Annotated in this window: 20 protein-coding genes; 3 read left to right on the top strand and 17 right to left on the bottom strand. The window is 71.5% G+C overall.

Going from position 1 to position 24607, the window contains the following annotated elements; genetic code table 11:
• Nucleotides 1-27: 27 nt before the first annotated feature.
• The 15 genes from OHA55_RS25720 to OHA55_RS25790 all read right to left on the bottom strand — a co-directional run bounded on the left by OHA55_RS25720 (nt 28) and on the right by OHA55_RS25790 (nt 18288).
• The gene (locus OHA55_RS25720) at nt 28-891 is read right to left on the bottom strand and encodes a phosphate ABC transporter ATP-binding protein (RefSeq protein WP_266710023.1); all 864 of its coding nucleotides are present in this window, start codon (nt 889-891) and stop codon (nt 28-30) included.
• 67 nt (nt 892-958) lie between these two features.
• Nucleotides 959-1891, bottom strand: coding sequence for a sortase (locus OHA55_RS25725; RefSeq protein WP_266710024.1), 933 nt, complete (start codon nt 1889-1891; stop codon nt 959-961).
• 158 nt (nt 1892-2049) lie between these two features.
• The gene (locus OHA55_RS25730; RefSeq protein WP_266710025.1) at nt 2050-3444 is read right to left on the bottom strand and encodes a hypothetical protein; all 1395 of its coding nucleotides are present in this window, start codon (nt 3442-3444) and stop codon (nt 2050-2052) included.
• Between the two features lie 127 nt (nt 3445-3571).
• Nucleotides 3572-4573 (bottom strand): hypothetical protein, encoded by a 1002-nt coding sequence (locus tag OHA55_RS25735; RefSeq protein ID WP_266710026.1) that lies wholly within the window; start codon nt 4571-4573, stop codon nt 3572-3574.
• Between the two features lie 267 nt (nt 4574-4840).
• Nucleotides 4841-7408, bottom strand: a complete 2568-nt coding sequence (locus OHA55_RS25740; protein WP_266710027.1) for a hypothetical protein — start codon at nt 7406-7408, stop codon at nt 4841-4843.
• Entirely contained in the window at nt 7405-9156 is a 1752-nt protein-coding gene (gene pstS / locus OHA55_RS25745) for a phosphate ABC transporter substrate-binding protein PstS (RefSeq protein ID WP_266710028.1), read from the bottom strand. Before pstS ends, OHA55_RS25740 begins: the two co-directional genes overlap by 4 nt.
• Before the next feature lie 83 nt (nt 9157-9239).
• Nucleotides 9240-10520: a phosphate ABC transporter permease PstA gene (gene pstA, locus OHA55_RS25750; protein ID WP_266710029.1), complete on the bottom strand. Its 1281-nt coding sequence runs from the start codon at nt 10518-10520 to the stop codon at nt 9240-9242.
• Nucleotides 10521-10598: 78 nt separating this feature from the next.
• Complete coding sequence (gene pstC / locus OHA55_RS25755) at nt 10599-11693, bottom strand: phosphate ABC transporter permease subunit PstC (RefSeq protein WP_266710030.1); 1095 nt, start codon at nt 11691-11693, stop codon at nt 10599-10601.
• Nucleotides 11694-11789: 96 nt separating this feature from the next.
• Nucleotides 11790-12185, bottom strand: a complete 396-nt coding sequence (locus OHA55_RS25760; RefSeq protein ID WP_266710031.1) for a hypothetical protein — start codon at nt 12183-12185, stop codon at nt 11790-11792.
• A gap of 518 nt (nt 12186-12703) precedes the next feature.
• Entirely contained in the window at nt 12704-13954 is a 1251-nt protein-coding gene (locus OHA55_RS25765) for a cytochrome P450 (protein WP_266710032.1), read from the bottom strand.
• A 94-nt stretch (nt 13955-14048) separates the two neighbouring features.
• Nucleotides 14049-15422: a cytochrome P450 gene (locus OHA55_RS25770; RefSeq protein ID WP_266710033.1), complete on the bottom strand. Its 1374-nt coding sequence runs from the start codon at nt 15420-15422 to the stop codon at nt 14049-14051.
• Entirely contained in the window at nt 15419-15967 is a 549-nt protein-coding gene (locus tag OHA55_RS25775) for an ATP/GTP-binding protein (RefSeq protein WP_266711151.1), read from the bottom strand. Before OHA55_RS25775 ends, OHA55_RS25770 begins: the two co-directional genes overlap by 4 nt.
• 85 nt (nt 15968-16052) lie before the next feature.
• Nucleotides 16053-16412 (bottom strand): DUF742 domain-containing protein, encoded by a 360-nt coding sequence (locus OHA55_RS25780; protein ID WP_266710034.1) that lies wholly within the window; start codon nt 16410-16412, stop codon nt 16053-16055.
• Entirely contained in the window at nt 16409-16855 is a 447-nt protein-coding gene (locus OHA55_RS25785) for a roadblock/LC7 domain-containing protein (RefSeq protein ID WP_266710035.1), read from the bottom strand. Before OHA55_RS25785 ends, OHA55_RS25780 begins: the two co-directional genes overlap by 4 nt.
• Nucleotides 16852-18288, bottom strand: coding sequence for an ATP-binding protein (locus tag OHA55_RS25790; protein ID WP_266711154.1), 1437 nt, complete (start codon nt 18286-18288; stop codon nt 16852-16854). Before OHA55_RS25790 ends, OHA55_RS25785 begins: the two co-directional genes overlap by 4 nt.
• A 982-nt stretch (nt 18289-19270) precedes the next feature.
• On the opposite strand from OHA55_RS25790, the gene OHA55_RS25795 reads away from it, so the two are divergent.
• Nucleotides 19271-20590 carry an alpha/beta fold hydrolase gene (locus OHA55_RS25795; protein WP_266711156.1) on the top strand — a complete coding sequence of 440 codons (1320 nt, stop codon included), beginning with the start codon at nt 19271-19273 and terminating at the stop codon, nt 20588-20590.
• Between the two features lie 89 nt (nt 20591-20679).
• On the opposite strand, the gene OHA55_RS25800 is transcribed toward OHA55_RS25795, so the two are convergent.
• Nucleotides 20680-21468 carry an SAM-dependent methyltransferase gene (locus OHA55_RS25800; RefSeq protein WP_266710036.1) on the bottom strand — a complete coding sequence of 263 codons (789 nt, stop codon included), beginning with the start codon at nt 21466-21468 and terminating at the stop codon, nt 20680-20682.
• Between the two features lie 482 nt (nt 21469-21950).
• Here OHA55_RS25800 and OHA55_RS25805 point away from each other — a divergent pair, with 482 nt between their 5' ends.
• Complete coding sequence (locus OHA55_RS25805; RefSeq protein ID WP_266710037.1) at nt 21951-23021, top strand: beta family protein; 1071 nt, start codon at nt 21951-21953, stop codon at nt 23019-23021.
• Nucleotides 23022-23046: 25 nt separating this feature from the next.
• On the opposite strand, the gene OHA55_RS25810 is transcribed toward OHA55_RS25805, so the two are convergent.
• Nucleotides 23047-23595 carry a MarR family winged helix-turn-helix transcriptional regulator gene (locus OHA55_RS25810; protein ID WP_266710038.1) on the bottom strand — a complete coding sequence of 183 codons (549 nt, stop codon included), beginning with the start codon at nt 23593-23595 and terminating at the stop codon, nt 23047-23049.
• A 46-nt stretch (nt 23596-23641) separates the two neighbouring features.
• On the opposite strand from OHA55_RS25810, the gene OHA55_RS25815 reads away from it, so the two are divergent.
• Nucleotides 23642-24562 carry a DMT family transporter gene (locus tag OHA55_RS25815; protein ID WP_266710039.1) on the top strand — a complete coding sequence of 307 codons (921 nt, stop codon included), beginning with the start codon at nt 23642-23644 and terminating at the stop codon, nt 24560-24562.
• Nucleotides 24563-24607: the final 45 nt, after the last annotated feature.

The following is a 24607-nucleotide window of genomic DNA, read 5'->3' on the forward strand; positions in this document are numbered from 1 at the left end:
CCGGCCGGAACCGGGCCGCGTACCGGCTCAGCCGAAACGGCCGTTGACGTAGTCGGCGGTACGAGGGTCCCGGGGGGAGGCGAACATCGCCCGGGTGTCGCCGTGTTCGACGATCAGGCCGGGCGTGCCCTGCGAGGCGAGGAAGAACGCGCAGGTGTCCGAGACGCGGGCGGCCTGCTGCATGTTGTGGGTGACGATGACGATGGTCACCTCGGACTTCAGCTCGGCGATGGTCTCCTCGATCCGACGGGTGGAGGTCGGGTCGAGAGCGGAGCACGGCTCGTCCATCAACAGGACGCGGGGGCGTACGGCGAGGGAGCGGGCGATGCACAGCCGCTGCTGCTGACCGCCGGAGAGCGCCCCGCCCGGCTGGCGCAACCGGTCCTTGACCTCGCGCCACAGCCCCGCCTTGGTCAGACATTCCTCCACCAGGTCGTCCTTGGCGTCCCGGCCGGCCTTGATGGCGTTGAGCTTGAGTCCCGCGAGGACGTTGTCGTACAGCGACATCGCCGGGAACGGGTTGGGCTTCTGGAACACCATGCCGATGTTGCGGCGGGCGTGCGTGATGCGGCGGCCCCGGTCGTAGATGTCGTCGCCGTCCAGCATCACGCGGCCGGCCAGGGAGGCCGAACCGATCAGCTCGTGCATCCGGTTGAGGATGCGCAGGAACGTCGACTTGCCGCAGCCGGACGGGCCGATGAGGGCGGTGACCTGACGGGCGGGCATGGTCAGCGAGACCCGGTCCAGCACCTTGTGGTCCCCGAACCACGCGGAGATCTCGTCGGCTTCCAGGGTGGCGGGCCCCTGACCGCGGATCACGCGCGGCTGCACGAGGGTGTCGGTGAACTCGTCGCGGTCGGCTGCTGCGCCGGTCGTGTCGGTGGTGGTCATGGTGACTCCAGAAGGTACGGCGAGATGGTCTGCGTGAACGAGAGCGCGAACGTGAACGGTGCTGAGATCAGAGGAGGTTGGGCAGCAGGGCGGTCAACGCCCCTGCGTCCGCGATGCCGAGGGCGGCGAGCAGCGGCGCCCCGCAGGCCCAGGTCTGCCAGCGCCCCCAGACCCGGTAGGCGGCCACGGTGAGCAGGGCCGCCACGAGCAGGGCCTGCGTCCACAGGAACACCGCCAGCCAGGAGTCGTCCTCGCCCTTCAGCGCCTGCTCGGGCTCGGCGATCCAGCCGGTGCGCAGCACGCGGGGCGGGCTCGGCTGGACGGGGGTGACGAGCTTGGCGTCGACGCGCAGGATGCCGGAGGGCGTGTACGGTCCGCCGGTCGCGGTGATCAGGGTGAGCCGGCCCTCGCCGGAGGCGAGCGGGGCGGGGAGCGGGTCGCCCGCCCGCCGGATGCCGGTCACCTCGTAACCGACCTTCGCCTGACCGGTGGTCACGTCGATCCGGGTGCCGGTCGGCAGGTTGTGCAGGCCGCCGAACGGCCCGCCGTACCCCCACTGACGGCCCATCACGATGGAGGTGCCCGCCTGGCCCGGCAGCGGGGTGTCACGGCGGTGGCCGGGACCGGACATCAGCACGGTGGAGGTGGTGCCCTCCGCCACGACCTCCTCCAGGTCGAGCACGGGGATGCGTAGCAGGGCGACCGGGGCGCCGGGTTCGAGCGACTTGCCGTCGAAGGTCTGTTGGCCCACCGGGGCCGTACCAAGGGCGAGTTGCTCCCGAAGGTCGTCGTGGGCGACCTGCTGGTCCCGGGCGTGCTGGAGGTGGCCGACGACCGTGAGGTTCGCGGCGAACCCGAACAGCACGGCGGCGAGCACGCACAGGGCGGCGCCGGTCAGGGCGAGACCGGGCCGGGAGGATGCCGCGTCGGGCGCCGCGGCCGGGCGGGGCGGCTTCTGGTCGGGCGGTACGGCCGGGGGCGGCGGTGCGAGCACGGACACGATGGGTGCACTCCTGGTCGACGGTACGGAGAGGGGTGGGGCGGTCAGTGGTGCGTGCGGCGGGCTTCACCGCCTGGACCCGCTCCGCGCCGCCGGGCCCGGGCCACCACGCGAGGTGGCGTCCCGGGCCCGCGGCGGACGGGTCGGTCGGGTCCGGGTCAGTGGCGGGGAGTGCCGAAGTGGAGCATGCCCTTGCGGCGTACGTGGAGGACCAGGGCGGCACCCGCGGCAATCAGGGCCAGGCCACCGAGTGCGGCCGTGCCGAACTGCGCGCCGGTGGAGGCGAGTGTGCCGCCGCCCGAGCCCGAGTCCGCGCCGAGGCCACCGGTGCCGGAGTCGCCGGACCCGGCGGAGCTGTCAGAGCCGCCGGAGTCGTCGGAGCCGCCCGCATCGGAGGCGTCCGGACTCGCGGTGTCGCTCGGGTCGTCCGTCGAGTCGGTCGGATCGGTGGGGTCGTCGGTCGGATCGGTGGGGTCGTCGGTCGCGGACGCGTCCGTGCTGAAACCGAACGCGACGCTGTACCCGTCGTCCGCACCTTCCGCCAGCGTCAGGGTGTGCGTACCGGCCTCGATGTCCTCAGGGACAGAGAACGCGTAGGTGGTCACGGCGCCGTCGGCGTCCGCCGTCGCGCCGGTGAGGGACGAGCCCCCGTCGAGGCCGACCGTCACCGCGGCCCCCGCCGTGAATCCCCGAGCGGTGACCTTCACCGTGTCACCGGGCTTCAGTACCGGGTTCGCGTCGAGAGAGTCACCACCGGCGTCGGTGACGGTCAGAGGTGCGTAGACGGGCACCCCGCCGTCCGCTTCCGAAGCGGCGTACAGCTGTGCGTCGGCAGGGATGAAGGACGCGTAGTAGTAGGCGCGGCCCTCTGTCGCCCGCGCGGGGACATCGATCGTCGCCGTTCCTCCGACGAGGTCGGCCCGGCCGATCTCCACCGGTTGATCGTTCTCGGAAGCCTTGGACGAGAAGACGACGGTACCGGTCGCTTCCGCGGGCGTCACGGTGGCCTTCAGTTTGTACGGCCGGCCCACCACGGCGCTTGAGGGGACGCCGGAGAGCGCGATGCCGGTGGTCTGCTGCTCCAGGACCGACCAGGAGTCCCCCTCGACCTTGATGAGGGCGGTGAAGGCCGGCGAGTCGGCCGAGGACGACGCGCAGGTGAGGCCCACGGTGTAGACACCGTCGAAGGAGCCCTCGGGGATCGCCTGGAGCAGACGCTGTCCCAGAGTGCGATGCCCGAGAGGGGACTTGACCAGGTTTCCTGAGAGCGGACCGTCCGTGGTGGTCGCCGCGTCGTTCGTGAAGTTCGCTATCTTGAGGCCGGCTCCGTCCTGACCGGGCAGGACGACCATGAGCGCGGGTGCCCCGACGGTGTCGGGAGGGCACGGGCCGTCGGTGTCGACGCGGGACGCGATGAGCGGGTCGTCGATCTTGCCGCTCGCCGGAGTGAGTGTGAGCGCCCCGATGGTGCTGAAAGCGTGGGCTTGCGTTGCCATGGCGAGCGCGGCGGCGAGCGCGGCGAACAGCAGGGCGCACGTCGTCAGCAGTGCCACGGGCGATCTCAGTGGTGCCGGGCGGTTCATGGGTGATGTCCCCCAGGAGAGCGGTAGGTGGATGGATACGCCGGGGGGCCGGGCACCCGTGGGGTGCCCGGCCATGGCGCTCGGTGGTGCGGTGTGACTAGTTGAGGCCCTGGATCGTGGTGGCGCCGCAGGCGGTGCCGAGGGTGCCGAAGCCGTAGTTGGTGATGGTGGACGTGGCGGAGCAGACCTTGGAGGCCGAGCCGACGAAGGTGGCGACAACCGTGGCGTCGGCGGTGGAACCGGTGATCTTCGCCGTCGGGACGACGTTGTAGACGTCACGGGTGTAGGTGAAGCCGGTGTTGAGGGTGTCGTCGGTGGTGAGAGGCGCGGTGCCGTTGACCGAGATCAGCTCCGTGGAGCCGTGGATGTCGGTGACCGTGCCGGTGGCCTGGGCGATGTACTGCGCCACCGAGTAGGGGGCGATGTCACCGGCGGTGTTCAGGGCGACGCCGTTGTTCTCCTGGACCGTCTGGTCGACGCAGGACCCGACCTGCGCGTCCGTCAGGCCCAGCTTCTCCAGGAAGAAGGAGCGGGTGCCGGAGCCGGCCTGGGGGAGCAGCGGGGTGAGGGTCACGCCGTTCAGCGTGGTCGTGGTGCACTGGTAGATCGCCTTCAGCTGCGCCGTGGTGAGGTTCTGGGCGCCGGAGGCGTAGATCGCGCTGTCGGTGCGGACCGCGACGGAGACCGCGTCCTTGGCGAAGGGGATCCAGGTGAGGGTGGTGCCCGCCGTCTTGATGCCGCGCGAGGAGCGGGCGAAGTCGATGCAGTCCTTGGTGGTGTCGGCGACATCGGCGGCGAGAGCGGTGATACCCGCGCTGGAGCCGTTCGGCCGGTTGATCCCACAGTTGGCGGCGCGGGTGTTGATCGTCGCCGAACCGGTGGCGTCGTACGAGGCGATGATCTTGGCGTTGGAGCTGTTCACCACGACGTTGCCGAGGGCGTTCACGACGTCCTGGGTCGTGTCCGAGCCGACACCGGCCAGCGTGCGGTAGTCGCCGGCCGCCGGGTCGGCCATGGCGGCCGGGGCGGCCATGGCACCGAGGGCGAGAGCGAGGGCACCGACGACGGCACCGGTACGAACACGAGACGTGACGTTCACTGTTTTCTCCTCCGTGGAAACGGATTCCATGTGTACGGATGACAAGGAAGGGAGCAGTGGAGCGATCCGGATTTTCTTGCTTCCGGCCCGTCGGCCGGCGGTGCCCACACTTCCCGATCGGGGTGCGGGAGGCCACAAATCAGAGGGGCGGATCAGATGAATGGATTGTTTCCTGCGCCACCCTTGGAGGTTCCGGGCGTACTGCCGGGAAATCGCGCCTTCCTGGAAAGGGGATGTTCCGGGAAGGCGCGAATTCCTTGCGCTTTCCTATCGGGCGCCGACTGCCTCCGTCCTGCCCCTGCGCGTGGAGAGACGCAGCAGGACAGGTCCCGACAGAGAGGCCGCGCCACCCAGGACGAGCACGCCGAGCAGGACCCAGCGGACCGCACCGAGCAGCTCGGAGGGGGTGCTGCCGGACGCCGCAGTGGGTGTGGTGGTCCCTCCCGAGGCGGCGGCAGCGGTGCTGCCCGAAGCCGCGGCCCCGGATGCCGCGGGAGCTTCGGAGGTTCCGGCGGACCCGGACGCCCCCGTGGAGTCGCCCGTCGAGCCGGACGAGAAAGATCCCGTGCCGCTCGTGCCGGAGCCGCCGCCCGAGGTGGCGCCGTTGTCGCCGGCGTTCGAGGAACCGCCGTCCGCCGGGGTCCCGTCCTCGGTGACCACGCCCTCTTCCAGTGCGGTCGCTGCCGCGAGCGCCTGGGTACGCAACTCCTTCGGCAGCGGGGCGTACCCGGCCGGGAGCTGACCAGGCGCGGTGCCGGGCGTCTGTCCGTCGCCCGCGGCGTACCGGATGACCTTGGCGTAGTCCGCCCGGGCGTCGGCCGGCTGGTCCGTGGAGGCCGCTGCGTAGACGACCGAGGTGAGCGGGTACGCGCTGCCGTGCACCTTGGCGGGGTCGGTCGTCCTGACTCCCGGGACGGAGGAGTCCGGCATTTGCGTGACCGCCTTGAGCATGGTGGCCGTCGTCGGCTTCACGAAGGTGCCGTCGGCGTTGGGCAGGGCCGCCACGTCCAGGAGGTACCGCTCGGAGGAAGCGGCGTCCGCGATGCCGATCTCGTGGGCGCTGTTCAGCGGCGGGCGCGTTCCCGTCAGCCCCGGCGGAGACGTGGTCGCGTTGCAGGTGAACGCCAGGCCCGAGTAACCCCGTCGGATCTTCAGGGCGGTGCTGTGCATGTCATTGGCGTACGGTACGAGATTCTGGCTTCCGTATTCGATTCCGGGGCACTGGGTGGGCGTCGAGGTGATGTCACTCTTCGGGTAGTAGTCGAAGGGTTCTTCGGTCAGACCGATACCCTTGTAGCTGGTGTTGAGATGCATTCCCCAAGGGTCGGGATTCCCTTCGAGGAACGAGCGGGCGTCTTTGTCCTGGATGAGATAGCGCCAGAGCATGCGCGCGGTGTCGGAATTATCCAGGCCGACGACTATTCCGTTCGGCGCTTCGCGTCCGGCATTGATCTCGGGGTTCAACCGGAGGAATTCCGGGTCCGAAGCGATCCTGATGGGATTCCCCGCGACGGACTCGGGCTGGGGTAGGCCGAAGGTCCCCATCTGTACGTTCTCCACGTACGACTCGGTCAGCAGCTTCGCCAGGAGCCTCTGGTTGAGGCGCAGCCGGCTCGCATGGTGCGAGACCTGGGTGGACGCGTCCGTGTAGTTCCACATGAAGCCGATGGCGAGTCCGCTGATCGCGACCGGCGCGTGCACGACGGGGGCGGAGTCGGCGTCGACCTCGACCGGGTCCACGGTGAAGGCGAGGCCGGGCGAGGTGTCCGTCGGCGCGGTGACCGCCGAGCGCGCGGTCTCCTCACCGGCCTGGGTGAAGGTGAAGCGATGGGATCCGTCGGCGCAGAGTGCGCTCTGCCACGAGGTCATCGCGTCGGTGACCAACTCGGAGCCGATGGTGCGCCGCTCGGGCTTGTCGGCGTCGCAGTTGCCGTCCACGGGAAGGAAGTCGAGACGGAACGTCAGGCGCTGGTCCCAGACGGACCGGCTCAGCGCACTGGCCGCGGCGGGGGACGAAACGGACTGCGCCAGGCGGCCGTCCGGGTTGTAGTCGCCACGCGGGACGGCGACGAGCCAGCACGGCTGTATGGCTCCCTCGGCGTTGCGGCGGGCCCCGCATCCCAGGTGCGGTGACTCGACGGAGGTGCGCACCTCGAAGGTGGCCTCGCCCGAGCCCTGGGAGTCGTTCTGCACCCAGGGGAGGGTGTTGGTGTCCCCGCCGGTGAAGTAGGTGTAGTCGAAGGCGCCGGTCGTCGCCGCTCCGCTGACCGGCCTGAAGGGAACGTACTTGTTGCCTCCGACAGGTTCGTCCCCCGCGTCCGTGTAGTCGCCCTCGGCAGGGTCGGCATCCGTCTGCGGAATGAGGGTCCTGGTCGAGCCGGGAGTGAAGGAATCGGTCGCGCCGAATTCGCACTGCTCGCGCGACGGCCCGGCGTCGGGATCGTCCCCCCAGCACTGCATGAGCTGCATGAAGTCGCGGGCCGTCTCCGAAGTCCCCGGAGTGCCTCCCGTCCAGGACACCTTGATCGCCTGGCCCCGCAGATTCTTCGTCTGGCCGACCGTCACCTTCAGCTGGGAGAAGTCGTCGTACGGGCCCTTCTTGCCCGTCTTCGTCACCGCGGAGCTCTGCTGCTCCGCCGCACTCGCGGGGGTGTCACCACCCGGCGGGACCGGCAGCACGGCGAGGACGAGGGCGGCCGTCAGCGCGCCCACACCCGCCAGCACCCGGCGCCCGGCCGGGGCGTCGCGCCCCGGCCGCCGTACCCGTACGCGACGCATGAACGGTTTCCTCTCCCGCTGGTTCCCGGTGCGGTCGTCCGCCGTCACGCCGCTCATGCCGCGTCCCCCCTGCGCCGGGCGCGGGCGGCCATGGCCCGTGCGGTCAGCGGGGGTACGACGACCAGCGCGACCAGCAGCAGTGCGGAGAGCGCCATCAGTGCGCCGCGCAGCCCCAGGGCGTCGCCCGAGGCGAGGGTGACCGGGTTGGCGACGACCGAACTGTCCCCGACGGCCGTCGAGTCGGTGATCACCTCACCGGTGTCGGGGTCGACCGTGGTGCCCGTGGTTCCGTCCGTCCCGCCCGTACCGCCTGCGGTCGCGTCGGGCTGTCCGTCCCCGTCCGTGTCCGTGGCCGCGCCGACCGTGCCCGCGGTCCCCGAGCCCTGACCGCCGGTGGAGCCGCCGGCCGTCGAGGTGCCGCCCGTCGAGGTCGTGGTGCCGGTCGTGCCACCCGCGGAGATGCCGCCGGTGCCGGAGGCGCTGGGCTTGACCGGGGTGGTGCGGGTGTCACCGGCGGTGCCGGTGGTGCACTGCGTGGGGCCCTGCTTGTCGCACGCCTTCGGCTGGGGTGCCTTCTTGGCGAGGGTGTTGCTGCCGTCGCTGGAGAAGGTGGGGTTGCGGCACTTGCCGATGTCGATCGCGGAGGTGGGGGCCCCGGGTACCTTGCGCAGCTGGTCGAAGCCGGCCTGCACCAGGTTCTTCGGGAGCGGCGAGTAGCCGAGCTCCTCCGCCTGCTGCTGACCGTCGCAGAGGAAGTAACGGCCGAACGTGCCGAGGGAATTGCCCTTGCTCTTGGTGAAGCCGGCCTCCTCCTTCGTCGGCAGGATCATGTAGCTGTAGCTGGACAGCGGGTAGGTGCGGTCGTCGCCGTTGCGGTAGACGCCGTCGAGGATCTGGGTGAGGTAGGAGGGGCTGCTCTTGTCCGTGTTGATCTTCGCGCCGAGCAGGCCGACGGCCACGCTGGCGGCGGTCGGCTCGACGTAGTAGCCGGACGTGTTGAGCATCTTGGCGACCGGGAAGCCCGTCTTGAGGGCGTAGGAGTACTCGACGTAAGTGATCGCGCCTTCACCGGACGCCTGGCGGACGTGACCGGCGACACCGTTCGACCCGGACTTGGCGATCATCGAACTCCCGCCGAGCAGGGGGTAGTTCGAGGTCATGCCACAACCGCTGCCGCGGCCGGTCTTGTTGCAGTAGGCGTTCCAGACCGATGTCTGCTCCTTCGCCAGCCAGGTGGTGAACTGGGCGGTCGTGCCAGAGCCGTCGGAGCGGACGACGGGGATGATCTGGCGGGCGGGCAGGGTCAGGCCGGGGTTGTCCGCCTTGATCGCGCCGTCGTTCCAGCGGGTGATCTGCCCGGTGAAGATCTTCGCGATGACCGGCCCGGAGAGCCGCAGGTTGGTGACCCGCTTGCCGTTGATTTTGAGGTTGTACATGAACGACGTACCACCGGCGACGATCGGCATGTAGGCGTACCCGCGCTGCGGGGGCGAGTCACGGACGCCCTGTTCCGTCAGCCCGTAAGGGATCTCGGAGACGGCGAAGTCCACCACGTTGTTGCGGAACTGCTCACGGCCCTGGGAGGAGCCGTTGTCGGTGAAGTTGACCGTCATGCCGAAGTTGGCCTTGACGTTGCGGACCCACTGAGTGACCGCGTTGGCGCTCCAGGTGGAGCCGGAACCGGTGATCTTCGCGTACGAGGCGGCCTCGGCGACGGGCGCCCGCACTGCCGAGAGTGCGCCGAACACGAGCAGCAGGGCCAGCAGCATCACCCTCGAACGGGCGGGGGCGTTGACGGGTCTCACGATGTTCTCCTTGGCGGCGTGCGGGTGCGCGGCACGCGGGTTCTGGGGGTGCGGGCAGGGGTGACGGCCGGACGGGGCGGGCGTCACGGTGTCGTGGGGTGTGCGTTCGGCGCAGGGCCGGCGGACGGCTCGGCGGGGCGTACGGGGCTCCGCGCCGCGAAGCGGGCCGCGTCCCGGCGGGAGGCGGTGACCCTGCGGTGCTCCTGGCCGCGCGAGAGCTGCCCCGGTCCGCGTCCGCCCAGCACCCGGGCGAGGACGAACAGCAGCAGCACCAGGGCCATGAGCAGCGCGGCGGTACCGAATCCGCGGGAGATCATGTTCGGCTCGGGCGAGCGGACGAAGGTGAAGGTGGCCAGCGGCAGCGACACCATCGGCCCGGAGAACGGGTCCCAGTTCATCTCGGCGGTGAAGCCCGCAGTCAGGAGCACCGGCGAGGTCTCGCCGATGCCCCGGGCGGTGCCGAGGATGACCGAGGTCGTCAGCCCGGAGCGGCACGTGGGCAGGACGACGTGCCAGACCGTCCGCCAGCGGGAGGTGCCGAGCGCGTAACTGGCCTCGCGCAGGGTGCCGGGCACCAGTCGGATGACGACGTCGGCGGCGCGGATCACGATCGGCAGCATCATCACGGAGAGCGCGAGCGCCGCCGCGAAGCCGGAGCGGTCCATGCCGACGGCGAGGATCACGGTGGCGTAGATGAAGAGTCCGGCCACGATGGACGGCAGGGCGGTCATCGCCTCCACCACCGTGCGCACGAAGCGCGCGAAGGCTCCGGGCACCTCGTTGAGGAAGACCGCGCACACCAGCCCGACGGGCACGGTGACCAGCAGCGCGATGGTGATCATGATGAGCGTGCCCACGGCCGCGTGCAGCGCGCCACCCACCGACAACGGCTCCAGCGGACCGGCGAAGCGCATGTCCTCGGTGAAGAAGTTGAGGTGCACCAGCGCCTTGCGGCCCTCGAAGAGCGCGTAGACGACGACGTAGACGAGGATCGCCACGAGCAGCAGGCCCAGTGAGCGGATCACGGCCGCGGCCACCCGGTCCACGACCGCCGGGCCGTCCTCGTCCAGCGAGACCACCAGCGCGTACAGCCCTAGGAAGAGGAGGTACGCCACGACGACGAACCCGACCACGCCGTTGAACGGTGTGAGCCGGGCGAAGACGAGCCAGGTCAGCGAGAGCGATCCGGCGGCCGCACCGAGCAGGGCGTACAGATCGGAGGCGCGGAGCGGGGACAGGGCCCGGCGGCGCTCGCCCGCGGGGTCCTTGGTACGGGCGGGCCCGGGCAGGAAGGTACGGGGCGCGGCGCCGGGGGCCGGGTCCGCGCCACCGGTCGCGCGGGGCGCTTCAGGGGCCAGAGTCATGGTCGTCACGCTCATTTCAGGGGCAAGGAACCGGGCAAGACCGGGCGCGTACCGCGCGGAGTGCGGGCGGCGGCGCGCTCAGGCGTCGCTGGACGCACCGGAGCGGCTGCGCGCGACGATGGACGAGGCCGCGAAGTTGACGATCAATGTCATGACGAAGAGGGCGAAACCGGCCGCCATCAGCGCCGACATCCCGAATTCGCCGGCCTCGCCGTAGCGCAGGGCGATGAGCGAGGAGACGGAGCTGGTGCCGGCCTGGAGCACGTGCCACTGGACGTCGAAGGTCAGGGAGATGACCATGAAGACGCCGATGGTCTCGCCCAGCGCGCGGCCGAGTCCGAGCATCGTGCCGCCGATGATGCCGCCCTTGGCGAAGGGCAGGACGACGCTGCGGATCATGCCCCAGCGGGTCGCCCCGAGGGCGTAGGCGCCCTCCCGCTCACCGGCCGGGGCCTGCGAGAAGACCTCGCGCATGATCGAGCAGATGATCGGCGCGATCATCATCGCGACGACCAGCCCCGCGAGCATCGACGACGAGGTGTAGACGCTCGGCGGCGAGAGCGGGTCGTCCGGATCGGCACCGTCGACGCCGAACACCGGTATCCAGCCGAAGTAGGTGGCGATCCACCGGGCGGTGGGCACCACCTTGTCCTGGAGGAAGAAGAAGCCGAACAAGCCGTACACGACGGACGGCACAGCGGCCATCAGGTCGACCACGCTGATGAGGGTGCGGCGCAGCCTCGGCGAGGCGTACTCGGAGATGTAGAGCGCGGAACCGAGCGCCAGCGGGAAGGCGAAGACGATCGCGATCAGCGCGATGAGGACCGTCCCGACGAGAACGGCGGCGATGCCGAAGTTCCCCGCGTCGGGGGCCCATTGGGAGGTGGTGAAGAAGGACCAGCCGGCGTCCGCCAGGGCGAGGCGGGCCCGGGCGAAGAGGAAACCGCCGACGAGGAGCATCACCAGCAGGACGAGTGATCCGCCGGAGCGGGCGACCGTACGGAACACCTTGTCCGGCAGGCCGGGGTCCGCGTACAGCCGCCGCCGGGCGTCGCCGCCCGCCACCGGAATGGCGAGCGGGGCGGCGACGGGGCCGGCGGCCGGGGCGTCGGCGGGAATCCCGGAGGGGACGCCGTCGTCGCCAGGGCGTCTGGGTCTTTTCAGCGAAGGCACGCCCCGACGCTCGACCGATCCGGTGGACGGACACGTCCCGAGAGGTGAACGAGAGGGGCCCTGGGGGCAACATCGACATTCTTCGCAGCAGTACGCTCAAGAACTACCCCAGAACGCCTCTTCTTCCACCTCCAATCCGGGCAGCATCGCGCGGAACCTGTCGTAGGCGGAGCGACAGGTCGCGTGGCGCTCGTACGTCCTCGGTGAAGCGGCCACGGGTATACCGGACTTGTCCCGCATGATCCAGATCCAGCCGCCGCCGCCCTTGCGGTGCTGAATCCCCCCGGACGTCTGCGCGTGCTCCGCGCACAGAGCGACGAACGCGGATCTGCACGTCCCGGGCGAGGCGAACGAGACTGCCGCCACCGCCATCGCCCGCCCGTTCGACGCGACCAGCCGCCAGCCGTACCCCCCGTGTGCGTCGATGTCGATCTGACATCGCGCGCCCGTCGTCCCGGCGGCCGATCTCGCCGCCTCCTTCGGCTGTTCCATGCCCCACCCCCCGCCGCCCCTTCACAGACAAGACCGCAGGGTACGCACCTGCGCGGGCGGCACAGGCAATCTACTGAGGTGAGCGGAACCATGGAGAGGCAAAGGACACCCCAAGGTTCACGATTCACGACCCGGTAACCACGTGGCCATGCTGGGGATATCGCCTGAGACCGAACGTTCCGCTCCGGCGTGCGCCGGAGCGCGGCGAGCGGTGGTGAACGGGTCGGAAGGGGCCGGAAGAGGCCGGAAAAGGGGCGTCCGGATTGTTTTCGCGTGCCGGGAGGGCGGGTTCGTCCCGGTGCGTGGAGGTCACCCGGGCCGGCGGGGCAGGTGGCGGATCGGAGCCGTACGAGAGGCTTCTCGCGGGTACACGCGCGGGGTTCGGGGTGGAGGTGCACGCGCGGGGTTGGGGGTGGAGGGGTGCGCGGGGGGTTCGGGGTGGAGGGGTGCGCGCATGCCTGCGAGGCGGGCGGGGCGGAGTCCCCCACCCGCCTCGCAGGCGTCCTCCGGGCGCGGGCTCAGCCGTGCAGGCGTACCGGCAGCTTCTGCACGCTGTTGCCCACGAAGGAGGCGTGCCGGGGGAGTTCGGGCTCGGGCACGGCCAGATCGAGATCGGGGAAGCGGGTGAAGAGCTGCTTCAGCGCCGCGGTGCCCTCCATCCGGGCCAGCGGGGCGCCCATGCAGTAGTGCGCGCCGTGGCCGAGCGAGAGGTGGCGGGCCTTGTCGTCGCGGGTGATGTCGAAGCGTTCGGCGTCGGGCCCGTGGGCCTTCGTGTCCCGGCCCGCCGCGGAGTAACCGGCCAGCACCGGCGTGCCCTTGGGGATCACGGTGCCGTCGAGTTCGAGGTCGCGCGTCGGGTAGCGGAACGGGAAGTAGCTCACCGGGCTGTCCCAGCGCAGCGTCTCCTCCACCACGTCCTCCCAGCTCGCCCCGCCCGCGAGGACCAGGTCGAGCTGGTCGCGGTGGGTGCAGAGCGCCCGTACCGCGTTGGTGATCAGGTTGAGGGTCGTCTCGTGCCCGGCGATGATCGTGAGCATCAGGGTGCCGATCAGCTCCTGCGGGGCCAGCCGGTCACCGTTCTCCTCGCGGGCCGCGATCAGCGCGCTGGTGAGGTCGTCCCCCGGCTCCTCCGTACGGGCGGTGGCGACCGCGCTCAGCACCTCCACCATCTCCCGGTTGGCGGCCATCGCCTCCTCCGGGCCGATGTCCGTGGCGACGATCTGGTTGGACAACCGGTGCAGCCGGTCGTGGTGTTCGGCCTCCACCCCCAGGAGTTCGCAGATGACCCCCATGGGCAGGGGCAGCGCGAAGTGCGTCCGCAGATCGGCGACCCCGTCCCCGGACGCGGCGGCCTCCTCCAGACCGTCCAGCAGCGAGGAGGTCAACGCCTCGATGCGCGGCCGTAGTTCCTCCACCCGCCGCGGAGTGAACGCCCTGCTCATCAAGGACCGCAGCCGCCGGTGGTCGGCGCCGTCGGCGGTCGTCATCCCCTGCACGGTCGCGAAGGTCTTCAGCGGCCAGCCGTCCGCGATCTCACCGGCCTGCAGCGCCGCGAAATGCGCCGCGTTCTTGGCGACGTCGGGATGGGCGAGGAACTCCTTGAGCGCGTCGTGCCCCAGCACCGCCATGGCCTCGACCTCGCCGGGCAGGATCACCGGAGCGACCGCGGAGCGCGCCAGCAGCCGGGCGTTGGCCGCGTGCGGGCAACCGCCCGCCGGGTCGAGACGGTGCGGCCCGTCGGCCGCGGAGTTCACCGGTGACGTGTTCAACAGGGTTCTCCAGATTCGGGGTTGAGTGGTCGCGGAGAGCGTTGTTCGTGCGGTGCCGGACCTTCGGGGTCCGGTGTGGGGTCTTCGCGGCGGATCAGAACGGCATGGTCGTGGACGGCCGGAACGACGAGGTGCTCCAAGGCGCCGACCGCGCCTGCACCAGGTCCCCCGCCGACTGCGCCGGTACCGGCCCCTGCGGCAGCTCGGCCTTGCCGAACCGCACGGGCAGTGCCCCCAGGCCCTTGCTCCAGGGCGACTTGATCCACTCCAACTCGGACTCGGGCACGGCGAGTTCCAGGTCCGGCAGCCGGTGCCGGATGGTGTCCACCGCGGTCCGGGTGATCAGCCGCGCCGGGTCCTGCGCGGGACAGGTGTGCGGCCCGGCACCGAACGCCAGATGGGAACGGTTGCCGACCACCGGCGCACCGTCGGCCGGCAGGATCTCGGGATCCGCGTTGGCCGCGGCGAGGCCCAGGATCAGCATGTCGCCGGTACGGATGTCCTGTCCGCCGAACCGCATGTCGCGGGTGGCGTAGCGGGCCGGGAAGTTCTGGGTGGGCGGGAATCGCCACAGGACCAGATCGAGCGCGTCGTCCACGCTCAGATGCCCGCCGGTCAGCGAGGAGCGGAACGCCGGGTCGCACAGGAGGATGCGCAGCGTGGTGGCGATCCAGTTCACCGTGGTCTGGTTGCCCGCGACGAACATCACCACCAGGTTGTGCAGCACCTCCTCGTCGGTGAGTTCCGCCGGGTGGTACAGCAGCGCGGAGGTGACGTCCTCGCCCGGCTCGCGCCGCTTCTCCTTGATCAGCCCGTAGAGGATGGCGCCCATCCGGCGGCTGGCGTCCGCCGAGCCGCTGGTCGCGGATACGGTGCCCGCCACGGCCTCCACCAGCTCCCGTCCGGTCCGGTCGTCCAGCCCGAGCAGCCCGGTGACCACCCGCATCGGCAACGTACGCGCGTAGTCGGCGACCAGGTCCGCCCTGCCCTGCCCGGCGAACGACGCGATCAGCCCCTCGGCGGCCGTCCGCACGCTCCGCCGCAGCTCGTGACCGTTGATCTTGGCGAGGGCGTCCGAGACCGCCGCCCGCATCCTGCGGTGCTGCTGCCCGTCCGCGAAGAGCAGCGCCGGACGCCAGCCGACCATCGGGAGGATCGGCGAGTCCGCGGGCACCCGGCCCTCGCGCAGCAGACTCCAGTGGCGCGGATCGTGCGAGAAGTCCCCCTCGTCGCGGGTGAGCCGGAGCAGCTCGCGGTGGCCCAGCACCAGCCAGGCGTCGATACCCGGAGCCACGGTCACCGGGGCCACCGGACCGTGCTCGCCGCGCATCTCCTCGTACAGCAGGGTCATCCGGTCACCGTCGAGATCCGGCCCGTACAACGGGGTCGCCGAGGACCCGGCCGGGGCGGCGGCGGGCCAAGGGCACTGGGCGGCGGACCCGGCCGGAGGGTGCGGGGTGGTGCTCATGAGGGCTCCGTGGCGACATGGATGAGATGGCTGACGAGGGCTATCAGGGCCCGGATCGACGACTCCTGGTCGCGCGCGTCGCACAGCACCAGCGGCGTACCGGGAAGCAGATCGAGAGCCGCGCGCAGATCGGCCGCGTCGTGCAGCGGACTCCCCGGGAAGACGTTCACGGCGACGGCGAACGGCAGATCGAGGTCCTCCAGGTTGCCGAGGGCGTCGAACGACGCCGTCAGGTCCCGGGTGTCCACCAGGGCCAGCGCCCCCAGCGCGCCCTTGGCGAGATCCCGCCAGGCCGGCAGGAACCGCTGCTGCCCGGGCGTACCGAACAGATAGAGCACCAGATCGCCGTCGATCGTCAGCCGCCCGAAGTCCAGGGCGACCGTGGTGGTCGTCTTGGTGCTGTCCACGGGGGTGTCGACCCGGGCGCCGGCCTGGGTCATCGCGGCCTCGGTGGAGAGCGGCTCGATCTCCGAGACGGTGCCGATCAGCGTGGTCTTGCCCACCCCCAGCGGGCCGACGACCAGGATCTTCGCCGCCCCCGCCACGCTGGACGCGACGTACTTCCCCGAGGAGGGCCGGGCAGGGTTCACCCCGCCGGTGGCGGATGGCGGACCGGCCTCGACGAAGGCTTCAGATACGGCTTTCGAGACCATCGAGGACCTTTCTGAGCATGGTCACATCCGCGCGTTCGGCCGCGGGAATGGGAGGGCGGGTCACGATCAGCCCCCACTGGACGAGATCGGCCAGCAGCACCTGCACGACAGAAGGAGGCTGGCGCAGGTGCGCGGCGACCTCCGCGACCGAGATGAGCCCCTCGCAGTGCGTCAGGATCGCGAGGTGCTCCGGCTGGAGGGAGGCGGGGAACGCCGCCTCCGTGGCCATCACCAGCGACTCCCAGGACAGTGGCTCGCCGCCCGACTCCGCACGGCCGCGGGTGATGACATAAGGGCGTACCGCCGAGGCTCTCGGCTCCTCGGACCGGTCCGTCATGACGACGCGATGGCCTGATCCCGCGGCAGGCTGCTCAGATGCGCGCCGATCTTCGCCACCAGCAGTTGCATCTGCTGCGCCACGAGACCGATGTCCGCCTCCAGGTCGGTGGCCACACCCAGGTGCGCACCCACCCCGGCATGGGTGAACAGGACGAACCCGTGGTCCGACTCCAGCATCAGCTGGCGCAGCCCGACACCCGAGCCGAACAGCAGCGTCGTCGTCGAGCGGCCCGTCATGGTCATCGCCGCGCAGGCAGCCGAGAGCGATTCCGCCTCGGCGACGCTGAGGTCCGACACCGGGCCCTTGAGGTTCTCCGCCGACGCGTGGCCGAGACGCAGGCCGTCCTCCGAGACGACGACCGCGTGCCGGACGCCGGGGATCTCGGTGAGCGGGCGGAGCATCCAGCCCAAGTCGGGGAGTCGAGTGATGGTTCCGGTCACGACCGGCCTCCGTGCTGCTCGTTCGGGGTACTGGGCAGAGGCGGAACGCCGGGGGGCGCCACCTCGGGGGGAGCGGTGTCCGGACGGGGCCGCGCCTCGTCCGCGCCGAGGGCGGCGCGTCCGCGCAGGGTGCCGGAGACCACGCTGGAGATCGACGCGCGGGCCGCTTCCGGCGTCCACGGCGCGGACTCGGGGGCGGAGCGCGCCCGGGGCGCCGAGTGCCGAGGCGCCTGCGGCGACGCGGCCTCCGGAGCGTACGGGGGGCGGGCCGGGCTCCGCCGGTTGCGGCGGCGGGGAAGGCCCGCGGTCTGCGGGGCGGCGTCCGGGGACGTTCCGGCCGGCACGGGGCCGTCGTCGTCCAGGTCCTCCGGGCGGGCGTGCTCGGCGAGTTCGCCGTCCCCGCCCGGCCACTGCCGGTCCCGTGCCGGGGGCCTCGGCGACTCCGGGGCGTCCGCCGGCAAGACCTCCGGGCGCCGGTGCGCCGGGACCCGCGCCGCCGGTTCGGTGAGCAGCCGGAACGGTACGAACATCACGGCACGGGTCCCGCCGTACGCGGAGGTGCCGCTCAGCTCCACGTTGAAACCGAGCTCACGGCTCCACCGGCCGACACAGGCCAGCCCGAGCCGGGGCACCGCGCCGAGCCGGGTCAGATCCAGGTCGTCGTGGAGCTGGCCCCGGGCTTGCTCCAGCACGTCCGGCGGCATGCCGAGCCCGGCGTCGTCGATCTCGACCACCGCACCCGCGCCCACCTCCCGGACATTGACGATGACTTGGGAGCGAGAGGGTGAGAACACCGTGGCGTTCTCGAGGAGTTCGGCGATGGCGTGCATCAGCCCCTCGGCCGCCGGGGGCGCCGCGTACAGGGTCTGCCCGCCGTGCACCTCGATCCGCCCGAACTCCACGATCCGCGACTGCGCGCCGCGTACGCAGTCGTACAGCGAGACCGGCCGGGTCTCGCGGCGCGCGGGCCAGATCCCGCACATCACCAGGAGCGTCTGCGCCTTGCGGGTCATCTGGGAGGCCGCGTGGTCGGCCTTCATCACCTCGGCCATCAGGCGGGGGTCGTCCAGGGAGCGTTCGACCTGGTCCAGCACCTGCTGCTGCACCGTGGCCATCACGTGCATGGTGCGCGCCACCGACTCGAAGGCGGCCATCACCGAGTCGCGCAGGACACGTTCGCGGTGCACCGCCTCGTCCGAGCCGAGCACCTCCACCACGGACTCCAGCGACCGTGCGAACTCCTCGCCGGTCTCGCGCGGCTTGCGCAGCGCGCCCGGCGCTGCGTCCACCCGCTGTCCGGTGCGCAGCAGTTCGACGATGGCCGGTACGCGAACCTGGGAGAGGTGCGCCACCTCCGCGTCCCGCGCGAGGGCGAGCGCCGCCACCTCGGCGCGCCGCTCGCGCTCGGTGTCCAGCTTCCGGGCGAGCAGCACCACCGGGGCGAGCAGCAGTACGGCGACCGCGACACCGCTCACCGCCACGAGGCGCCGCGCGTCGTCGGTGAGAGTCGAGGCGGCCACCGCGCACCCGGCCGCGAGGACGGCGGCGGCGGGCCAGACCACGGCGGGTCGGAACGGCGTCCCGCTCCCCGGCCGGGCGGTCCGTTTCGTGCGGCGGTTCACTCCGTCGTGCGGCGGGCTCACCACGACGGCCTCGTCCCGACGGCCTTGCAGAACACAGCGCCAGCCACGAGGAATGGACCCTTCCAGGACACGTCGGACTCCCTTGCGAGATCAAAGGCATGCAGAGCCTAGACCAACCGGTCTGATTTCCAAGCGGGGAGCCGAAGAAAGATCGTCAAGGTGGCGCAAGAAATGGCGACTTGTCGCACTCGTTCCTGCGGAATTCGCCATCGGGCCCTGTCGGTCGGCTCGTTCCCCGGCCCGTTCCCCGGCGCGGTCCCTGTGCGATTCCGGTGCGATCCCGGTGCGTCCCGCCGCACCCTCGGGACGCGGCGGAATTCGGCACGTGCAGACGTCTTGTCACTGAGTGACACCCGGTCCTACTCTCCATTCTGACTGGTCAGTAACTAACCGTTCCCCGCGCCCGGTCGGGGTTCACGGGGCGCCGAACGGAGCAACCCTCCGGAGCGTTCCCGTCGCCAGGCCGTCGCGTCAGCAGTCCCCGAACCACCCGTCCGGTCCAGCCCTCACACACCCCCACATCCCGGTACGGAATCAGGGTTCCGGGTGCTCTCCCGCCACGTACTCCCGTCGATGCCGCGCGCCCCGGCGCGTACGCACCGCACGGGCGGACACCGCCGGAGACGCACCGGCACCGGGAGCCGAGCGACATCTCGCCCTTCCCCCGAACCAAGGAGTGAGCCGCGTGGAGCAACCGAGAACAGCCCGTTTCCCCCGCCCGTCCCTGCGGGCGCCGAGCCGCGTCCGTGCCGCCCGGCGTGGAACCGCGGGGGTGATCACCGGGCGGCTGCTGGCCGCCGGGATCGCCGCGGCGGCCTGCCTGGGCGCCCAGACGCTCCCCGCCTCGGCCGCCACGGCCCCGGTGGTCTCCCGGGGCGTGGAGATCCCGGCCTTCTACACCCCGCCCCAGACCCTGCCCGCCGCGAACGGCACGCTCGTGCGCACCGAGTCCCTCCCGCTGGCGCTGAGCCTGCCCAGCGTGGGCGGCCCGCTGCCGGGCAAGGCGACCAGGCTCATGTACAAGTCCACCGACTCCAACGGCCTTCCGGTGGCCGTGACCGGGGCCTACATCGAGCCGACGGCCGGCTGGAAGGGGAGCGGCCCCCGTCCGCTCGTCGCCCTGGCGCCCGGCACGATGGGGCAGGGCGACCAGTGCGCGGCCTCGCTGGGACTCCAGAACCCGATCACGCTCAACGGCGACACGGTGTCCGTCGGTTACGAGGACCTCTCCATCTACCGGCTGCTGGCAGCGGGTACCGCCGTGGTCGTCACCGACTACGCGGGCCTCGGAGCCACCGACCGGCTGCACACCTACGTCAGCCGGGTCGACGGCGGCCACGCGCTCCTCGACGCCGCCCGCGCGGCACGCGGAGTGAGCGGGGCGTCCATCACCGCCGCCTCACCCGTGGGGCTCTACGGCTACAGCCAGGGCGGCGGCGCCAGCGCCTCGGCCGCCGAGCTCCAGCCCACCTACGCCCCCGACGTCAAACTGGCCGGTGCCTACGTCGGCGCACCCCCGGCCGACCTGACCGCCACCATCAAGGGGATCGACGGCAGCGCCCTCGCCGGAGCCCTGGGATGGTCCCTGAACGGCTTCCTCCAGACCGACCCGTCCCTCCGGCCCATCGCGGACGCCCAGATCAACGCGGCCGGCAAGGCGGCCCTCGCCGATCTCTCCACGATGTGCACCGGCGACGCGCTCTTCGGCTACGGCTTCAAGAAGAGCAGCTCCTGGACGACCAGCGGCAAGTCCCTGAGCCAGCTCGTCGACACCATCCCGGCGCTGAAGACCACGCTCGACGCGCAGCGCATCGGCAACCTCAAGCCCGCCACTCCGGTACGCGTGGCCACCGGCATCCAGGACGACATCGTCCCGCACGCCCAGGCGCGCCAACTCGCCGTCGACTGGTGCGGCAAGGGCGCCAACGTCACCTACGACGCCATCATCCTGCCCAACCTCGGGGACAAGATCGTCACCAACCACCTGGTCCCGCTCCTCACCGACCAGGGCGACGCCATCTCCTGGCTGACCGACCGGCTCGCGGGCAAGTCCGTGAGCTCCAACTGCTGGACCATGCCCCTCCAGCCCTGATCCCGTACGCACACACGCCGAGGGTCCCCCCGCCCGTGCGGAGGGACCCTCGGTGTGCCGCGTTCACGGCAAGGTGGTGCGGGGGAGCGTCAGGGCTTGCGCGCGACCAGACCCCACTGGTCGACGCCGGGGCCCTCGGGCTCGCCGTCGGGGCGCCAGTACGTGATGGAGAGGAAGCCGGGGTCGACCAGCTCCAGACCCTCGGCGCAGCCGGTGATCTCCTCGGGCTCGCGCACCAGGTAGGGCGGGTTGTCGCCCGAGTCGTACGCGTCCTGGGCCGCGAGGGTCTCCGAAGTCTTGATGGTGTCGCAGATGACCAGGTAACTACCCGACGGCATCCGGGACATGTACGACTGGACCACCTTGATCCCGTCGTCGGGGAGCAGGTGTCCCAGCGTCGACAGGAGCAGCACGGCCACCGGCTCGTCGAGGTTCAGGGTCTTCGCCGCCTCGTCCACCACGGCGTCCGTGTTGGTGAGGTCCTCGTCCACGAAGGCCGTCGCACCCTCGGGCGAGCTGGTCAGCAGCGCGGCGGCGTGCACCAGCACGATGGGGTCGTTGTCCACGTACACGATCCGGGAGGACGGATCGATGGACTGCGCGACCTGGTGGGTGCTGTTCTCCACCGGCAGGCCGGTGCCGACGTCCAGGAACTGGCGGACGCCCAGGCCGCCGAGGTGGCGGATCGCCCTCGCCTGGAAGGCGCGTGACGCCTTCGCGATGGCGGCCGTGGCCGGGTAGGCGGCGGTGACCGCGTCCGCCAGCTCCCGGTCGACGGGGTAATTGTCCTTTCCGCCCAGCCATGCGTTCCACACCCGCGCGGAGTGAGGTATGTCGGCACGGATCTTCTTGCGGAACTCAACGTCGTCAGGGGCCATCGGAATCTCCTACTCGCGCTTCAACGGGTGCAGTTGGCCGGAGCCCCGGTTGCCCGCACGGCATGACCGTACCTCCCCGAAGGCGCGCGCGCTGCCCAGGTCAGACACCAAGTCGCAGGAGAGCGAAGGTGCTTGTCGGAACCTCGGAAAGGGCCCGTGCGGCTGCCCGGCCCGGAAGGCGCGATCCGGGGGGATTTGTCGCGCTCGCCACCGCGAGTGTCGGAGTAGGCGCGTGGGCCGGCGGCCGGAAGCGCGTCAGGGAGAGAGGGTGCGGGCGCGGGTCACGGCCGTGGCCGTAGCCGTCGGCGCGGGACAGGATGGGCCGAGGTCGTCGCGGGACCGGTGAACTCGGTTCGTGCGAAGGTGTGGTGGGTGTATTCGGGCCCTTCGGAACCATCCGGCCACGGAGTCCGGTTCCGCCCTCTTTCGCGTGCTGCCGGACCGCGAGCACCCTTCCCGCAGGACGTCGACCGGGGGGCGCCATGCCGAAGCTTCGTTACGTTCCCGTACTGCCGATACGTCGTCACGCCGCCGAGGCGTTCCGCGACCTCCGGCCGGAGATCCGCGACGAGGTCACACCCCTGTGGAGCCTGCCGCCCCATCCCGGAACGCGAGGCCCCAGGCTGGCCGCAGCCGTACGCGCGGAGATCGCGGCGGTGAGCAGGGTCCGGGCCCGGGGCCTCGCATGGCTCGACGCCCCCCTCGCCGACCGGGAGCAGATCCCCGTACTCGCCGACGTGTTCGCGCAGTACATCGAGTTCGGAGGATTCTGCCCGGTCACGGGCCCGCTCCGGCCCACCGGACAGCAGGCCGCCGCCCGTACGCTCGCCGTGGACTGCGGTCGCGCTCTCGGCGTCCGGGTCGAGGTTCCCGGTGAGTGGAACCCCGAACTGACCGAGGCGGTCGCCCGCCTGCTCGAACGGATCGGCGACGGCGTGAAGATCGAGCTGCTGATCGATCTCGGCGGTGTCCTCGCCGACCGGCCCGGCATCCCCAAGGACGCGCTGCGCGCCCTCGACGCCCTGGTCCCGCTCGCCGACTGGCGCTCCGTCGTCATCATCGGCGGAGGATTCCCCCGGGTGACCGCCGAGATGCTGGTCCGGGGCGTACGGGAGGAGCCCCGCCGGGACTGGCGGCTCTGGCACGAGATACGGCGGAACCTCGCCGGCCGCCTCCCCGCCCTCGGGTTCGGGGACTACGGGGTCCAGCCGGCCGTCGCCCTCGCCCGCCCGGACCAGGGGGGAGGTCCGGACTGGGGGTACCTGCGCTACACCACGGACCGGAGTTACGCGCTGGTGAGGACGGCGCACAGCGGACCGGACCGGGCGAAGACCAACCGTGAGGCCGCACGTGAACTCCTCCGGCTCCCCGACTTCCGTGGGGCGCTGGCCAGTTCGGGGGAGACCTGGCTGCGCGACTGCGCCCGCGCCCTGACCCACCCGGCCGTGAGCGCCGGCTCGGACGGCCCGGGGACGGGGAACCCGGCCACCTGGCTGCGGGTGGGCAACGTCCAGCACATGACCCATGTGGTCCGGAGCCTGGCGGGGTTGTGAGGCGTCCGGCCAGGCCCGTTTCGGCTCAACTCCGTTCGCCGGCACCGTCGCCGCGCGGGTCTTCCAACTCGGCGAGCCAGGTGGTGAGGAGGCTCTCCAGCTCGTCGGCCCGTGCCGGGGGCAGTGCGGCGAGGAGGCGCCGCTCGTTGTGCATGTGGTCGGTGAACGCCCGGTCGATGAGTTCGCGCCCCGGCACGGTGAGCGCCACGACCCGGCCCCGGCCGTCCCCGTCCCCCCGGCGCCGGGTCACCAGGCCCGACCGCTCCAGCCGGTCGATGCGCTTGGTCATCGCGCCGGTGGTCACCATGGTGTGCGCTGCCAGCTCCCCGGGAGCCCGTTCGTACGGGGCTCCGGCCCGGCGCAGCGCGGCGAGGACGTCGAACTCGCCCTCGCTGAGGCCGTAGCGCTGGTACACCACGCACAACTCCCGGGTGAGCAGGGCGGCGAGACGGTGCAGTCGGCCGATCACGGCCTGCGGGCCGACGTCGAGGTCGGGGCGCTCACGGCGCCAGGCGGCCTGGATGCGGGCCACGTGGTCGAGCGGCGGGTCCTGGTGCTCGTGGGGCTGCTGCATGACCCCACTCTAGCGATTAGCTTCCTGGGAAGCTAATATGTCTTCCATGGAAGCCAATCTGCGAGAGGTGGGCACCGCCGCGGTGGCACCCGTGGCCTGGGGCACCACCTACTACGTCACCCGCCACTACCTCCCCGCCGGAAACCCGCTCTGGGGAGCCGCGCTGCGCGCCCTGCCCGCCGGGTGCCTGCTGATGCTCCTCGCCCGGACCAGGCCCAGGGGCGAGTGGTTGTGGCGGTCCGCGGTGCTGGGGCTGCTGAACACCAGCGCCTTCTTCGTGCTCGTCTACATCGCCGCGCAGCGGCTGGCCACCAGCACCGCGTCCACGGTGATGGCGCTCTCCCCGCTGGTCATGACGGTGACCGCCTGGGCCCTGCTCGCCCAGCGCCCCCGCGCCGCCCATCTGGCGGCGGGCGTGACCGGGCTCGCCGGGGTGGTGCTGATGATGTGGGGCCGTGCCGGCGGCAGCGGGACCGGCGGTCTGATCGCCTCGGTCGCCGCCATGCTGGTCTCCTCCGTCGGGTACGTGCTCTCCCAGCGCTGGGACTCCGGCGCGGGGGTCCTCGCCACCACCGCCTGGCAGCTCTGCTTCGGCGGGGTGCTCCTGCTGGTGGCGGCGGTCGTCTCCGAGGGGGCGCCGCCACCGGTGGACGCCGGCGCGCTCCTGGCGTTCGGATACGTCACCGTGGTCGCCACCGCGCTCGCCTTCCTCGCCTGGTTCGCCGCCCTGCGCAGGCTGCCCGCCGCCACGGTCGGCCTCATCGGCCTCCTCAACCCGGTCACCGGCGTCCTGCTCGGCACGGTCCTGGCCGCGGAGAGCCTCACCGGCCGCCGGCTCGCCGGGATGGGGCTGATCCTCGCGGGAGTCCTGCTCGCCAGGCCGCGCGGGACGCACGACGCGGAAGGCGCGCCCGCCCGGCCGGGGCAGCCGTCCGGGCGGGCGGCCGCCCCGGCACGGGACGGGTGAGCGCCCCTCAGCCCTGCCCCTCGCTCCTCAGCCTCGCCGGACGCC

Source organism: Streptomyces sp. NBC_00102 (assembly GCF_026343115.1).
Classification (GTDB): domain Bacteria; phylum Actinomycetota; class Actinomycetes; order Streptomycetales; family Streptomycetaceae; genus Streptomyces.